This window comes from Pseudomonas sp. GM30 (assembly GCF_000282275.2).
Classification (GTDB): Bacteria; Pseudomonadota; Gammaproteobacteria; order Pseudomonadales; family Pseudomonadaceae; genus Aquipseudomonas.
In genome coordinates this window covers 382,189-396,421 of the sequence record NZ_AKJP02000026.1, presented here as the reverse complement: position 1 = coordinate 396,421, position 14,233 = coordinate 382,189, and the positions used below count along the sequence as shown (strand labels likewise).

Here is a 14,233-nt window from a genome sequence, read left to right as displayed (position 1 = left end):
GGATGGAGCCATCAGCAGCATTTCAGATGGGACTATTTGGCGGGGTTGTCGGTGCGCTAATAGCGCTGGTAGTACTCAAGGTTTCGCGAGTATCCGCCAGGAAAATAAGCCGTCTAAGGCAGTAGAAAGCCCGCCCGGTGCGGGTTTTTTTATTCCTCGAATTTACGTGTAGACAGGACAGCCTTCGGGAAGCCTGGACGTCGATAGGCGGATAGTGCGACGTACGGAATCAACACCGGCAGCCCGCGTACCCTGATCTCACAATGCTGCAGGGTGGCGCGACGTCGAATGGTGAGCGCAAAAGCACTGGACTGTATACGTGGGGGGCGCTCAGATTGGGGGTACCTGATTTTCAGGACCCGACCCTCCGGCCGGGCCGCATTGTTACTAGGTTATTTTGTCTCGCTGGTCTGCAACTGAAGCGACTGCAGCTCCATTGGCGAGAACTCCTTGGGATCCAGCTTGCGGTCGTATGTAGTAATCACGGGCTTCGGCCCCGACACGACTGGAGTGAGATCAGCAAGTGTTCCCTTATATGCCAAGGTATCCTTCGGAATCATAAGTAAATTTACGAATTTCACTGTTACGGTATTGCCTCGTTGAGAGTCTGCTCCTGACGTCAAGCCGCCGCCAGCCTTGGCCGTCCCAGCTCCTCCAGCAATTGGAGCTGCCAAATCGATCGTCAAATTTCCTGACTTTTTGTCACTTGCAGCGATGTTGAATACCACGGTTACTTCCGACGCGATCAGCCCGGTTTTCACATCCCCTTCAGCCATTTTCATTGCTTTTAGACCAGTACCGACTTCCTGCATAGCTTTCGCAAGCGTGATCTCACTCGGCTTTGCCGTTTGCTGGAATAGGCCACATCCTGAGATAGACAAGAATGCGGTTGCTATAAACATTTTTCCCAACATGATGCGCTCCTTTTTTTGGTGGCTATGCGCCACCCTCTGAGCGTAGTCGTTTAAATCTCTGGAGAACTGAATGGATCCTACTGACCTCGGCCCAGGCACAGCTACCTGGCTGGGCGGTAGTGCCACGGTGATACTAGGCGGGCTGCTGTGGCTGCGGAAATTCCTATCGAAGGATGCTGCTGACCGGGCAATGGACAACGCCGATATCGGCACCGTCCGCCGCCTCAATGAACTGCTCGACTCGGAGCGCACCGCCCGGAAGGAAGCGGAGTCCCGTGCCGATCAGTTCGCGAAAGAGCGCAACGACCTGGCTGCTTCGGTTGGCCGCATGGAAGGGAAGATTGAAGCGCTGACCAGTCAGGTCGCCCAGCTCACGGAGCGAGTGACCCTGCAGAGCGACGAGATCACCCGCCTGCGGAACAAGCTCGGAGGTGCTGTGTGATGGACAGATGCGCGATGGAATTCATTGCTCGCCGCTGGTGGCGCCGGGCAGAAGTTTGGGCGATCGCCATTGTGCTGGTCGCCGGCGGCACGGTGCTGGGTTATCAGGCCTGCTACTGGTCGCTTGCCGAGAAGCAGGCGAAGCAGGTCGAGGAGATCCGCAGTGCATACGCCACCGCCATGAATGAGCGGGACCACCGCCTGGACGAATTGACCCGCAAGACTGGGACTGCTGCCGAGAAGGCTTCGAAGGCCGCAACTACTGCCACCCAAGCAGCGGACAAAGCGCTCGAAGCAGTCGATCGGGTAAGTCAGTAAGTCGCGACACGTTTCGCGAATCAGCAAATTGTGTCGCGCCTTGTAGATCAGTCAGAGCTTGCCCTGAGTTTTCAGATTACTTAGCAACTGATATAGCTTGTTAAATCTACCTTTGAGGTCCTCGCCATAATTGTCGAGGAAGGAATCGAACTGGGCCTTTTCTTGCTGGGTTATTTGTTCCTCCTGGATTCGAAACCCATCGGGTTGATCAGTAAATAGGCCGCGTTCTATTTCTACTGCTGAATTGTCGCGGTCCAGCAGGGCTTTGGCCAAAAAAATGGAGGAGTCGATTACACGGTGGAGAGGGAGCTCTTCCGATTGTCGCGACCATTTGTCTTTGTAGCGCATGATTTTCAGCGAGAGCTCGTCGCTATCCCATTGCGAAAAGCCAACAGAGAGGTATCTGACATCGGTGTTTTTTCGGTACATGCCATCAAATGTTTTGTAAGGCATGGCATAGACGGGCTTATGATCTAAGTGCAGAGGAAGAGGCGGGGAAAATTTGTAATTTTCCTTCGCTGCGAATTCTTCGATGGGCATGGTTAGCAATCCTTTGAAGTAGGGGCACAGTTGTGCCGCAGGTGAGTGCGGCACGGATTGCCCAGATCTTAAACATTCTCTTTTTTGTGGCCTGTGCGGGCCTCTCTGTGCTTGTGGTCAAGCTCAATGAACTCGTCTGTCGGCTCGCTATTGTGAAGTAATACGTATCGTTCTGACTCTTGTCGTGTAAGTCCGACAAACAGTTCTTTGTCGGATTCAACTATGAGCGCTCCCGTAGCTTCCAATTGCTTCCTGTTGAAGTTGGGAAGATACAGGGGCTCCACTCCCGAGTTCAGTAGGCCGCAAGCGCTCACCGCCTCATCCTCAATTTGATACGGGCCGCCGACGTAATCGCCGTCAGCCTGCGAGTCCTCGATCTGATAACAGTATTGATCGATCGGGAGCGCGGGTGGCTGTGCCCCATGTTGAATTGCGAGAAGTGCCACGTTTGGGCGGTGCACCACACTGTATCTGTTGTTCATTGAATCCATCCTTGTGTTTGACGCTTACCAATACCGTCAACCAGTTTTCATTTCAAGCAATCGGGACAATCTATGGCAACCAAGCAACCCGACTGGGAGGCGATCGAACGAGCCGACCCAGCCGAGGTTGCAAGCATCAGGGCTTACTGAGCAGGCAAGCAACGATCCCGGGCTTCACACATTCCGGAGCGATCATCAAAATGACGACGGCTACTGCAAGCACTAAGTAAATTGTGTTTTTCATCCTTCGAGCCTCGTTGGTTAATGAGCGCTCATTAGGCCGGGCTGGCTCGCAAATAGGCGGGTAATCTGCCCCCCTTTTGGGGGCGAACTCTGAATTCAAAAGGTTCTTCTGGTATGAATCGGCCGCGCCCTCCTGCGTCATTGGTCGAGCTATCCGATCTTTCGGATTTCGGCACCCGCCTGATCCCAGCGCCTGAAGTTTGGGAATGGCTCCAAACCGAGATCCTCACCGAGACTGGCAGCATCCACAACGAGGACCATGCCCATCTGATCGACGCGGACATTCGTGTGATGTGGGCTTCTGCTGCCTTCACGAAGAAAGGGCAAACGGTGGTTGGCCAGGCTGAGCAGGTAGCGTTCCGCGCGGGTGGCTGGCAGAAGGCCCGGATGGAGCAGCAGATGCGTGATTGGTTCGGCGAAGTGCCGGGCTACATCATCACCCTGGCCGCCGACTACTGCGCTGACTGCTCCGATGCTGACTTCTGCGCCTTGGTCGAGCATGAGCTGTATCACATAGCCCAAGCGACCGATAAGTACGGTCAGCCAGCATTCACCCAAGACGGATTGCCCAAGCTTGAGATGCGCGGACACGACGTTGAAGAGTTCGTCGGTGTGGTGCGTCGGTATGGGGCGAGCCGTCAAGTGCAAGAGCTGGTGGACGCTGCAAACAAGCCTGCTGAGGTAGGGAAAATCAACATATCGAGGGCCTGCGGAACCTGTCTGCTCAAGTCGGCCTGATTCTGGACAGGCTCTGGACGGATGAAAATCTATGGCAGCCCTTCAAAACGACGTGAAGGCCTTTATCGTTCAGGCCTTGGCGTGCTTCGACACGCCTTCACAGGTTGTTGAAGCCGTCCAAAAGGAATACGGGATAACGGTGACTCGCCAGCAGGTGGAGACACACGATCCCACAAAGACATCAGGGAAAGGCCTTGCCAAGCGCTGGGTGACGATGTTTGAAGATGCCCGCAAGCGCTTCCGCGAAGAAACCGCCGAGATCCCGATCGCGAATCGTGCCTACCGCCTCCGGGCCATGAACCGGTTCGTTGAGAGGGCCGAGTCGTTGAAGAACATCGGCCTCGCCATGCAGATCCTCGAGCAAGCCGCGAAGGAAGTCGGCGACGTCTACGTCAATCGCCACCGTAAGGATGAGCCCGACGACGAACCGGCAATCCCGACGCGCATTCAGGTCGACGTAGTGGATGCGAGGAAGCCGAATGCCGAGCCTTAACGTTCCGCAGTCGCAGTTCCTCCTGTTACCCCACAAGTTTCGCGCATTCGTTGCTGGTTTCGGCTCCGGAAAGACCTGGGTCGGATGCTCGGCGCTCAGCAAGCATTTCATGGAGTGGCCCGGCGTCAACGCTGGTTACTTCGCACCGACTTACCCGCAGATCCGCGACATCTTCTATCCAACAATGGAGGAGGTGGCCTACGACTGGGGGCTGAAGACCAAGATCAACCAGGCGAACCATGAGGTTCACATCTACAGCGGTCGGCAGTATCGCGGCACTGTGATTTGCCGGTCGATGGAGAAGCCGCAGACCATCGTCGGTTTCAAAATCGGTCACGCCCTGGTCGACGAGCTGGACGTGCTGACGTCAATCAAAGCGCAGCAGGCCTGGCGCAAGATCATTGCACGGATGCGTTACAACATCCCCGGGCTGAAAAACGGCGTGGACGTGACCACGACGCCGGAAGGCTTCAAGTTCGTCTTTCTCCAGTTTGTGAAGCAGTTGCGCGACAAACCGGCGCTGAAGGAAATGTATGGGCTGATCCAGGCCAGCACCTTCGACAACGAGCTGAATCTGCCGGATGACTACATCGCCTCGCTGATGGAGTCGTACCCCGAACAGTTGATCCGCGCGTACTTGAACGGCCAGTTCGTCAACCTGACGTCCGGATCGATCTACCACGCTTACGACCGCAAGCTGAACCAGTGCTTCGACACGGTCCAGCCCGGCGAGCCGCTGTTCATCGGTATGGACTTCAACGTCGGCAAGATGGCGGCGATCACCCACGTCAAACGTGAGCAGGGCCTGCCGCGCGCCGTGGACGAGTTGATGGATGGCTACGACACGCCGGACATGATCCGCCGTATCAAAGAGCGGTACTGGGAACACACCGGCAACGACTTCAGAAAGACCTGCGAGATCCGGATCTACCCGGACGCCTCCGGCGACTCGCGCAAGTCGGTCAATGCCAGCCTCACCGATATCGCCATGCTGAAACAAGCAGGCTTCACGGTCATCGCGCCGGCGGCCAACCCGCCGGTGAAGGATCGGATCAACGCCATGAACGCCATGTTCTGCAACGCGCAGGGCGAACGGCGGTACCTGGTCAACCCGTTTACCTGCCCAACCTACGCCGACGGCCTGGAACAGCAGATCTGGGCGCCCAATGGCGAACCGGACAAAAGCCAAGGCAACGACCACGCCAACGACGGCGGCGGTTACTTCATTCACCGCGAGTACCCGATCATCAAACCGGTCACCGCCATCAAAATGGGATACGCCCGATGAGCAACGACGTCTCCTTCAAGCGGGCGGACTACATCGAAGTGCTGAATCGCTGGGCAACCGTGCGCGATGTTTGCGCCGGTCAGCACAGGGTTGTTGACCGACTGCCGTACATCAATGCTCACGACAAGTCGCCTGAGAACGTAGACCGAAACAAGGCCTATCGCGAACGGGCGGTGTTCAAGAACGCCACCGGTCACACGCGCAATGGCTTGCTCGGTTTGGCGTTTCACAAAGACCCGACGCTGACCGTCGCCAAGAAGATGGAATACCTGCAGGACAACGCCAACGGCTCCGGCGTGAGCATCTACCAGCACTCGCAAGGCACGCTAGAGAAGGTGCTTGAGGCCGGTCGGCATGGTCTGTACGTCGACTATCACCATGACGCCGGCGCCGGTGGTCACTCCGTGATCCTGTCGTACTGCGCCGAAGACATCATCAACTGGCGCACGGGCATGGTGAACGGACACTGCGTGCTGACCCTGGTGGTGCTGCGCGAATCGCCGGAAATCGAAGACGGCTTCGGCTTCAAGGTGATCGAACGGTACCGGGAACTGGCTCTCGAGGATGATGGCTTCGTCTGCCGCGTTTGGCGCCGATCCGGGCCGAAAGGCGGCGGGCCGCTGGCTGTTGTTGAGGAGTTCAAGCCCACCGGCGCCGTCGGCCGCTTGAAGGAGATTCCATTCACCTTTGTCGGCGCGCAGAACAACGACCCGAGTATCGACGAGTCACCGCTTTACGATATCGCCATGATCAACTTGGGCCACTATCGGAACAGCGCCGACTACGAGGACAGCGTCTTCTGGTGTGGCCAGGCACAGCCATGGATCTCCGGTCTGGATGAACAGTGGCGCGACTGGATGGAGAAAAACGGCGTTTACGTTGGTTCCCGTGCGCCGATGATGCTGCCATCAGGTGGCGCCTTCGGTTATGCCCAGCCTCTGCCGAACACGCTGGTGAAGGAGGCCATGGCCGACAAGAACCAGATGATGATCGAGTTGGGCGCACGAATGGTCGTGGCTTCTCTCTCGTCCAAGACGGCGACCGAAGCCCGTGGTGATCAGTCTGCATCGACTTCGGTGCTTGCCGGGTGTGTGGCGAACGTAAGCGAGGCGTATACCAGGGCGATCATGTGGTGCTGCACCTACATGGGCGTCGACGACGCGAAGGTTGCTTATCAGATCAACCAAGAGTTCGTGGAACTGACGGCTGATCCGCAAATGATCACCGCGCTGGTCGCCCTCTGGCAGAACGGTGGATTCGCCAAAGCAGATCTTCGAGCGTACCTGCGTAAGTTGGGCCTGATCGCGCCAGAGCGCACCGACCAGCAAATCGACGGTGAGCTGGCAGAGCAGGGCGACGGCTTGGGCCTGGACGATGAGGGCGTAATCGATGGCAGCAAACCAAGCAATCCTTGACGCCACGATCCGGCACGCGGTCTTCCTTGAAAAACTTAAGGCCGGGGAGGTTGGCAAGTTCGCTCCCTTCCTCAAGGAGATCGACCGCTCGATCCGCGACCGGCTCACCCAGTCGGATCTGACCGAGTACAACGTGAAGCGGCTGGAAGCGCTGCTGAAAGAGGTCGACAGTCTGCTGCTGGGCATCTTCGACCGTTACAGCGCGCAACTGAACCTCGACCTGATCGACATCGCCAACTACGAGGCTGAGTTTGAGGCGTCGAGCCTGGCCCGGTCGGCGCCGGTGGGTGTCTCGTTGGATGTGGTTACGCCCACGGCGGCGGCTATCCGCACCGCGGTGCTGACCAATCCCCTCAGTGTGCGCGGCACCGGCGGCGGTAAGCTGCTGAAGTCGTTCATCAAGGGCTGGACCAGTGCCGAGCGCGAGCGCGTTACCGGCACGATTCGGCAGGGATTCTTCGAAGGTCAAACGAACTTCCAGATCATCCGCAACATCCGTGGTAGCAAAGCAGCCGGATACAAGGATGGGGTTCTTGCCATCACCAACCGCAATGCCAGCACGGTGGTGCATACCGCGATTCAGCATGTGTCGTCCCAGTCGCGCATGGAGGTGGCCAAAGCCAACACGGACATAGTGTCCGAGGTTGAGATGGTCGCCACGCTGGACAGCAAGACCAGCCAGCAGTGTCGGTCGATGGATAAGCGCCGATTCCCGGTCGATTCCGGGCCGCGCCCTCCGTTTCACCCGAATTGCCGGACCACATTCGTCCTGCTTACCAAGCTCAGCGAAATGTTCGCCAAAGATGCTACACGGGCGGCGGTGGGCGCAGGTGGAGCAGGACAGGTCAGTGCGAGCCTCGACTATTACCACTGGCTTCAGCAACAGCCGGGATCGTTTCAGGACGTGGCTATCGGCCCCGTGCGAGCCAAGCTATTTCGCGAAGGCGGTTTGAGCGTCGAGCGCTTCGCAGAGTTACAGCTTGATCGCAACTTTGCGCCGCTGACACTTACTCAAATGAAGGGGTTGGAGCCCTTGGCATTCGAGCGTGCAGGAATATGACTCCTCAGCAATCTTGTCGCTGAGCGTCCAGTTCTGACATGTATTTGTAGTAGGCATCTTTCCAATCTGTGACGAGCTTTTCGTATTCCTCTTTGATGAACTCGGGTCTTTCGAATGATTTGTAGTCCGATACCCTAATGGTCATCCAGTCGGCGAGCTCGCCGGACTTTTCTCCGAGTTTTGAGTTATTCAACAGCATCAACGAGTAACCAGCTCTCGAGAACGCTTCTACATAAGCAGGTTTCTTCTCTTGAAATCCTGGTGAAGCACTGCCGGTCGCAAGTGTCGCTAGGGAAGCGATGAAAGCGTCACTTTTGATTCGGGCGTACTCCTCCCTTTTGTCTAACCGGCTTATGCAGCTAAGTTTTTCGCTAGATCTGGTCGTTTGCGCGCTGCTTATCCAAGACGTAACGCTGGTCGCAAGCACGCCGGTGAGTGTTAGTGCGGAAGATAAAACAGCGATCTTTAACGCGTTCTTCAGATTTTTTTGGGTTTCATATCTTGATGCCGATGACGCCATTTTTGTTTGTCTCCTAAAAAGTCGGCATTGAAATGCTTTAGCACTGGAAACGCAACGTGACCCGCTACGGCGGGTTTTTTTACGCCTGCAAAGTGGGCAACACATACCCAAGGGGTGCATCAACGTGGCAGAAGAAAACGAAATCGACCTGGACAATCCGGCAATCAAGGCCGCTATCGCGACTGCCGTTGAGACCTCTGTTTCTGGTCTGAAAACCAAAAACTCCGAGCTGCTGGGCAAGCTGAAGGAAACCACCGGCAAGCTCAGCCAGTTCGAAACCCAGTTCGAGGGCATCGACATTGACGCCGTCAAAGGCTTGCTCAGCCGGGCCGGCCAAGACGAAGAAACCAAGCTGCTGACTGAGGGTAAGGTGGACGAGGTGTTCAATCGTCGCACCGAGCGCTTGCGCGCCGACAACGATAAGCAGTTGAAGGCGCTCACGGCGCGGGCCGAAAAGGCTGAGGCCTTCGCCGCCAAGTTCCAGGGCAAAGTCCTGGGCGATTCGGTACGCGGTGCAGCACTCAAAGCCGGCGCACTGCCGGAAGCAACCGACGACATCATCCTGCGCGCCAAAGGCGTGTTCTCGCTGAACGAAGAGGGCGAAGCGGTCGCCGTTGATGAATCCGGCCAGGTCATCCTCGGTAAAGACGGCAAAACCCCTTTGACTCCGCTCGAATGGGCGGAATCCCTGCGCGAAAGCGCACCTCACCTGTGGCCAAGGGCTTCAGGGACACAAGCCCCGGGCGGGGGTGGCGGCCAGGCTGCATTCAAGCGCTCCGAAATGACTGCCGAGCAAAAGCGTGACTACCAGCGCAAGCACGGCCAAACCGCATACCTGCAATTGCCCAAGTAAGGGGATTTACCCATGGCAACGACTGTGAACAGCGACTTGATCATCTACAACGATGAGGCGCAAACCGCATACCTGGAGCGTGTCCAGGACAACCTCGATGTGTTCAACGCATCGTCCAATGGCGCGATCGTGCTCGATAACGAGCTGATCGAAGGCGACTTCCGCAAGCGCTCGTTCTACAAGATCGGCGGCTCGCTAGAGCATCGCGATGTCAACTCCACCGGCAAGGTGACCGCGAAGAAGATCGGCGCGGGCGAAGCCGTTGGCGTCAAGGCGCCGTGGAAGTACGGCCCATACCAGACCACCGAAGAGGCGTTCAAGCGCCGCGGTCGTCCGGTCGATGAGTTCTCCCAGATCATCGGCGCCGACGTTGCTGACGCCACACTGGAAGGCTTCATCCAGTACGCCACCGCTGCGCTGCGCGCCTCGATCAGCTCCAATGCTGACATGGTGGTTTCGGCCAACATCGAGACTGACGGCAAGAAAACCCTGACCCGAGGCATGCGCAAGTTCGGCGACAAGTTCGGTCGTATCGCGCTGTGGGTCATGCACTCCAGTGCTTACTTCGACATCGTCGACGAGGCGATCGCGAACAAGGTCTACGAAGAGGCGGGCGTCGTCATCTACGGCGGCCTGCCTGGCACTCTCGGCAAGCCGGTGCTGGTCACCGACACCGCGCCCGCAGATGTGATCTTCGGCCTGCTGCCAAACGCTGTGGTTATCACTGAGTCTCAGGCGCCCGGCTTCCGTTCGTACGCAGTGAACGACGAAGAGAACCTGGGTATCGGTTACCGCGCAGAAGGCACCGTCAACATCGATGTGCTGGGCTACAGCTGGAAGGAAGCCGCTGGCGGCGCGAACCCAACGCTTGCCGCCGTGGGCTCGGCTGCGAACTGGGTCAAGCATTCCAACAGCAACAAGGTGACTGCTGGTGTGCTGATCACCCTGACCACCACGCCACCAGCCGGCGGCTGATACTGGCCCTGACAGCGGCCAGCAATGGCCGCTACGGAGACTTTTATGGAACTGGTTTACTCCACTCAGAACTCGGACTTCGATCCGGAAAAGCGGTACCGCAATCCGGCGCACTTTGATCGGCCTGAAGCGGGTGTGACACACGCAGTTGTGATTGGCGATTGGCCGAAGGTGGTCGACGCTTATGAGGCGCTCGGCGTTGAGGTCTCGGTGATGAAGCCTTTGATCAGCGAGCCGATTGATTCAGGTGACGCTGCGGTCATTGCCAGCCTTGAGCAGGACAACGCCACGCTGCGCGCCGAGCGCGACGGCATCCTGCGACTGATCGAAGCCGCCGAGGGGCAATCGGAGCTGGAACATCCGGACGCGGGAGAGCTGCCGATCCGTCTGTTCGGTTCGCTGAAAACCATTCATGAGGGTTTCGAAACTCTTACGGGTGAACGTGACAACTTGGCGGGCGAGGTTGAATCCCTCCGCGCTGAAGTCGCCCGTCTCAAGGCTTCAGCGGAACCGGTTGACAGTGCCGAGAAAATCGCGGTCCTCAAAGCCCAGCTCGACGCCGCTAAAGTGCCGTATCGGGCGAACGCTTCGGTAGAATCGCTGGAAAAGGCAGTTGCTGAGCTTCCGAAGGCGTAATAATCCGGGTGTCCATTCACTGGCGCCCGATTCAAACAACACAGCGAGCTGATTCATGACTCTCATCATCGAGGACGGTACCGGCAAGCCTGACGCCGAAAGCTACGCATCCGCCGAAGACCTAGCCATGTACGCCGTGAAGTTCGGCGTGGTCATACCGGCGGAGGTGCCAGCACAGGAAGAGCTGCTACGTCGTGCCGCCCTGGCAATGGACGGCATGACGTGGAAAGGGCGAAAGTCCAACAGCGAGCAGGCTCTGGCCTGGCCGCGCCGCGGTGTCGAGTTGGATTACGAGATCAAGCCCGACAACTACCTGCCAGCGCGGATCCAGTACGGTCAAATGGCTTTGGCCGCCGAGATCCACACTGACGACGTCGACCCGATCGAGAAGCGCAAAGGCGCGGTAACGCTGGAGCGTGTTGAAGGCGCTGTCACACGCGAGTACGCGGCGATCCCGAACGCCAGCGGACGTCTGTTGCCAGCAGCGCCGGGCCGGCCGAGCGCTACGCAGTTCGCCGATTACCTACAGAAGCGTGGGTTGTTTGCGGTTAGAGCTTAGTGATAGCGTAATGACTTCATCTAATGGAAGAGAAGCTCATGACCGAAAAAGCAAAAACTGAAACCGAGCTGCAAGCGTGGGACATTTACTTCGCTGCAGCGCTGCCACTGGCAAAGGAAAAAGCAGATGCGTCAGGCTTAAGTGAAAATAAGTCTTGGGACAAACTTTTGAAGGTTGCCAGTGAAGTAGCCGACGATATGCTTAAAGCGCGTCGGTTAAGAGGATAGCTAATTAGCCCAGCCACCGTGCTGGGCTTTTCATATCGGGAGCCACCATGGCCTTCTACGACGAAATGGCCGTGATGGCTCTGGAGATGATCACAGAGTTCGGCCAGCCAGTGACCATTCGCGCAACGACTGTCGGTGAGTACGACCCGGAAGCCGGATCGGCACCACCAGACAGCACCAAAGAGCAGACCGCCCAAGGCATCCTGCTCGACTTCACCGGCCAGGAGTACCAGAACAACAGCCTCATCAAGCAGGGCGACAAGAAGCTGAAGATCGCCGCGCAGGGACTGGAGTGGGTGCCGGATCTGCTGAACAAAGTGATCATTCAGGGGCGTACCTGGTCCATCGTGCCGCCTTTGAAAGAGGTCAACCCAGCCGGCACGCCAATTCTGTATGAGCTGCAGGTGCGGTCATGAGCAAATACTCAGGCCTCAACGGCAGTTTCGCCGAGAACATCCGCCAGTTTGCCGAGCGGGCCCAAGCTGGACTCGACGCCACCTTCCGCGAAATCGTGATCGAGATCGGTAGCAGCGTCATCCGCATGTCACCGGTGGGTAACCCCGAGATCTGGGCCGCGAACGTGGCGCATCGCGCAACCAACACCCGTGCCGCTGATCACTACGATTTCAAGGTCGCCGTGCGCAACACCCTCATCAATCTCGATGAGAACAATTTCACCAAGGTCGGGAAGCTGAAGCGCGGCGTGAAGTACGCCAAGCCGCTGACAAAGACCGAGCGCGACCAGAACTTCAGCGTGAATGGACTGGTTGCTGGCAAGGATTACGTCGGCGGCCGATTCCGCGGGAATTGGCAGTTCTCGATCGGGACGCCGGCAGAAGGCGAACTTGATCAGGTCGATCCGGCCGGCGGCATCACCTTGGCGAAGCTCAGGCTTCAGGTCGAACAACTGACCATCGGGCAAACGGCGTACATCGTTAATAACCTGCCATATGCGGTGCCGCTTGAGTACGGCCATTCCAAACAGGCACCGGGCGGCATGGTGCGTATCACGCTCGCGCGATTCCAGCAGATCGTCGACGAAGCCATCAGGAACAATCAGGTATGAGCCACAACATCATCGCTTCGATCTACGAAGCCCGGCTGATCGCTTGGGCGAAGGCTTTGCCGACACCCATCAAGGTCGTCGTCGAGAACGAGGCCTATGAGCCCGGAAATGGTGTCACCTACCTGCGAGCTTTCACTTTGCCGGGCGACACCGCAAGCGGCACGCTTGCCGGTGATCACAAGCTGTTCACGGGGGTGTTTCAGGTCAGCATCGTGACACCAGCAGGGAAGTATCGCGGCGCGGCCGGCGCGTTGGCTGACCAGATCGCCGCGCTGTTTCCGCTGTACGAGCGAAACACGAAGGGTGCGCTGACCGTGGTGACCATAACGCCGGTCGATCAGGGGCCAGGTATTCCAGGCGACACGACCTTCACCGTACCGGTGTCGTTCATGTACCGAGCCGATACCGACTGATCTGCTGAGGTAGAATCCCGTCATCAACTCTTAAGAGCTATTGGTGATGGATGAAAATCGGAAGCAACGGCTTCAATACCTCGGCGAAATGGTGGATGCCCACTGCTATCGAAACCGTGAGGAAATTGGCGGGAGCGACCGGTGCCTATGCACTGGGTGCGGCGCATGGCTGAAGCCGGCCGAAATCATTAAGTGGTACGAAGAACTGCATGCTTGTTGCCCACACTGCGGGCTCACCGGCGTGGTTGTCGGTTCGAAGTCCGGCATACCGCTGGATGAAGTGCGTAACAATATGAAGCTTGAGTAGCAACATCTAAACCGCCCATTGGGCAAACCCAGAACCCGCCATTGAGCGGGTTTTGTCATTTCTGAAGAGAGGAAAACCCATGGCCGGTATTCAAATGCCCAACGGCGCGACGTTCGAAATTGCTTCCGCCTATGGCGCTGCAATCCCATTCACTGCCTTGACCAATGCCAACCCGGCAGTGGCGACCGCGGCAGCCCACGGTCTGGCCGAGGGCGACATCATCGCCCTCAGCTCTGGCTGGACCCGCCTGGACGGCCGTGCCGTGCAAGTCGGCGAGATTGCCAGCGGCACCTTTGCGCTCGATGGCGTGAATACCACGAACATTCAGCAGTATCCGGCCGGCTCGGGCGTCGGTGCCGCCCGCGAGGTGACGACCTTCACCGAGATCTCGAAAATCACCGAGCTCGGCTCGAGCGGGGGCGACCAGCAGTTTCTGACGTTTGGCTTCCTGGCTGACGATGACGACCGCCAGATGCCGACCACCAAGAATCCGATCACCCTGACTATCACGGTTGCCGACGATCCGTCGCAGCCCTATGTCGATGTCTGCGAGGCCGCGGACGACGACAAACAGGCCCGCGTTCTGCGCCTGAACCTGCCGGGCGGCAGCCGGATCATCTACAACGGCTACGTCTCGATCACCTCGACCCCGACCATGTCGCGCAACAACCTGATGACCCGCGTTATCAGCATCGCGCTGACCGGCCGCCCAACCCGCTATAGCGCCTCGGCGTAAGGAAGGCAC

Annotated in this window: 20 protein-coding genes; 16 read left to right on the top strand and 4 right to left on the bottom strand. The window is 57.8% G+C overall.

The genetic code is table 11. The annotated features are described in order from the left end of the window. Window positions 1-392 precede the first annotated feature (392 nt). Window positions 393-914, bottom strand: a complete 522-nt coding sequence (locus PMI25_RS17505; protein WP_045122091.1) for a hypothetical protein — start codon at window positions 912-914, stop codon at window positions 393-395. A 70-nt stretch (window positions 915-984) separates the two neighbouring features. Between PMI25_RS17505 and PMI25_RS17500 the strand changes: the two genes are divergently transcribed. Then, window positions 985-1,356, top strand: coding sequence for a hypothetical protein (locus PMI25_RS17500; RefSeq protein ID WP_007965015.1), 372 nt, complete (start codon window positions 985-987; stop codon window positions 1,354-1,356). Next, entirely contained in the window at window positions 1,356-1,673 is a 318-nt protein-coding gene (locus PMI25_RS17495) for a hypothetical protein (RefSeq protein WP_007965013.1), read from the top strand. The genes PMI25_RS17500 and PMI25_RS17495 overlap by 1 nt, the downstream gene beginning before the upstream one ends. A 51-nt stretch (window positions 1,674-1,724) precedes the next feature. Here the strand turns inward: PMI25_RS17495 and PMI25_RS27730 are convergent, their stop codons facing one another. Continuing rightward, the gene (locus tag PMI25_RS27730) at window positions 1,725-2,213 is read right to left on the bottom strand and encodes a DUF6530 family protein (protein ID WP_007965012.1); all 489 of its coding nucleotides are present in this window, start codon (window positions 2,211-2,213) and stop codon (window positions 1,725-1,727) included. A 68-nt stretch (window positions 2,214-2,281) separates the two neighbouring features. Beyond that, on the bottom strand, window positions 2,282-2,695 hold the full coding sequence (locus tag PMI25_RS17485) for a hypothetical protein (RefSeq protein ID WP_007965011.1): 414 nt from the start codon (window positions 2,693-2,695) through the stop codon (window positions 2,282-2,284). A gap of 357 nt (window positions 2,696-3,052) precedes the next feature. Here PMI25_RS17485 and PMI25_RS17480 point away from each other — a divergent pair, with 357 nt between their 5' ends. Genes PMI25_RS17480 through PMI25_RS17460 form a run of 5 tightly spaced genes read left to right on the top strand, consistent with a single transcriptional unit; the run spans window position 3,053 to window position 7,932 of the window. Continuing rightward, window positions 3,053-3,676 (top strand): putative metallopeptidase, encoded by a 624-nt coding sequence (locus PMI25_RS17480; RefSeq protein ID WP_007965009.1) that lies wholly within the window; start codon window positions 3,053-3,055, stop codon window positions 3,674-3,676. Window positions 3,677-3,707: 31 nt separating this feature from the next. Further along, on the top strand, window positions 3,708-4,169 hold the full coding sequence (locus PMI25_RS17475) for a DUF2280 domain-containing protein (RefSeq protein WP_007965007.1): 462 nt from the start codon (window positions 3,708-3,710) through the stop codon (window positions 4,167-4,169). Further along, complete coding sequence (locus tag PMI25_RS17470; protein WP_007965006.1) at window positions 4,156-5,457, top strand: terminase large subunit domain-containing protein; 1,302 nt, start codon at window positions 4,156-4,158, stop codon at window positions 5,455-5,457. The genes PMI25_RS17475 and PMI25_RS17470 overlap by 14 nt, the downstream gene beginning before the upstream one ends. Beyond that, entirely contained in the window at window positions 5,454-6,872 is a 1,419-nt protein-coding gene (locus tag PMI25_RS17465; RefSeq protein WP_007965005.1) for a DUF4055 domain-containing protein, read from the top strand. The genes PMI25_RS17470 and PMI25_RS17465 overlap by 4 nt, the downstream gene beginning before the upstream one ends. Continuing rightward, window positions 6,847-7,932, top strand: coding sequence for a minor capsid protein (locus tag PMI25_RS17460; protein WP_007965002.1), 1,086 nt, complete (start codon window positions 6,847-6,849; stop codon window positions 7,930-7,932). Before PMI25_RS17465 ends, PMI25_RS17460 begins: the two co-directional genes overlap by 26 nt. 4 nt (window positions 7,933-7,936) lie before the next feature. Here the strand turns inward: PMI25_RS17460 and PMI25_RS17455 are convergent, their stop codons facing one another. Next, a complete protein-coding gene (locus tag PMI25_RS17455) occupies window positions 7,937-8,452 on the bottom strand; it encodes a hypothetical protein (RefSeq protein WP_007965000.1) in 516 nt (171 codons plus the stop codon). Between the two features lie 124 nt (window positions 8,453-8,576). On the opposite strand from PMI25_RS17455, the gene PMI25_RS17450 reads away from it, so the two are divergent. The 9 genes from PMI25_RS17450 to PMI25_RS17405 all read left to right on the top strand — a co-directional run bounded on the left by PMI25_RS17450 (window position 8,577) and on the right by PMI25_RS17405 (window position 14,224). Beyond that, window positions 8,577-9,305, top strand: coding sequence for a hypothetical protein (locus PMI25_RS17450; protein ID WP_007964999.1), 729 nt, complete (start codon window positions 8,577-8,579; stop codon window positions 9,303-9,305). A gap of 12 nt (window positions 9,306-9,317) precedes the next feature. Then, complete coding sequence (locus PMI25_RS17445; protein ID WP_003225242.1) at window positions 9,318-10,280, top strand: major capsid protein; 963 nt, start codon at window positions 9,318-9,320, stop codon at window positions 10,278-10,280. A gap of 45 nt (window positions 10,281-10,325) precedes the next feature. Further along, window positions 10,326-10,916, top strand: coding sequence for a hypothetical protein (locus tag PMI25_RS17440; protein ID WP_007964998.1), 591 nt, complete (start codon window positions 10,326-10,328; stop codon window positions 10,914-10,916). Window positions 10,917-10,971: 55 nt separating this feature from the next. Then, window positions 10,972-11,475 (top strand): DnaT-like ssDNA-binding protein, encoded by a 504-nt coding sequence (locus PMI25_RS17435; protein ID WP_007964997.1) that lies wholly within the window; start codon window positions 10,972-10,974, stop codon window positions 11,473-11,475. Between the two features lie 38 nt (window positions 11,476-11,513). Beyond that, window positions 11,514-11,702: a hypothetical protein gene (locus PMI25_RS17430; RefSeq protein WP_007964996.1), complete on the top strand. Its 189-nt coding sequence runs from the start codon at window positions 11,514-11,516 to the stop codon at window positions 11,700-11,702. A gap of 47 nt (window positions 11,703-11,749) precedes the next feature. After that, complete coding sequence (locus tag PMI25_RS17425; protein ID WP_007964995.1) at window positions 11,750-12,118, top strand: hypothetical protein; 369 nt, start codon at window positions 11,750-11,752, stop codon at window positions 12,116-12,118. Beyond that, entirely contained in the window at window positions 12,115-12,768 is a 654-nt protein-coding gene (locus PMI25_RS17420; RefSeq protein ID WP_007964994.1) for a hypothetical protein, read from the top strand. Before PMI25_RS17425 ends, PMI25_RS17420 begins: the two co-directional genes overlap by 4 nt. Beyond that, window positions 12,765-13,181, top strand: coding sequence for a phage tail terminator-like protein (locus PMI25_RS17415; protein WP_007964993.1), 417 nt, complete (start codon window positions 12,765-12,767; stop codon window positions 13,179-13,181). Before PMI25_RS17420 ends, PMI25_RS17415 begins: the two co-directional genes overlap by 4 nt. A gap of 386 nt (window positions 13,182-13,567) precedes the next feature. Beyond that, window positions 13,568-14,224, top strand: a complete 657-nt coding sequence (locus PMI25_RS17405; RefSeq protein ID WP_007964989.1) for a phage tail protein — start codon at window positions 13,568-13,570, stop codon at window positions 14,222-14,224. Window positions 14,225-14,233: the final 9 nt, after the last annotated feature.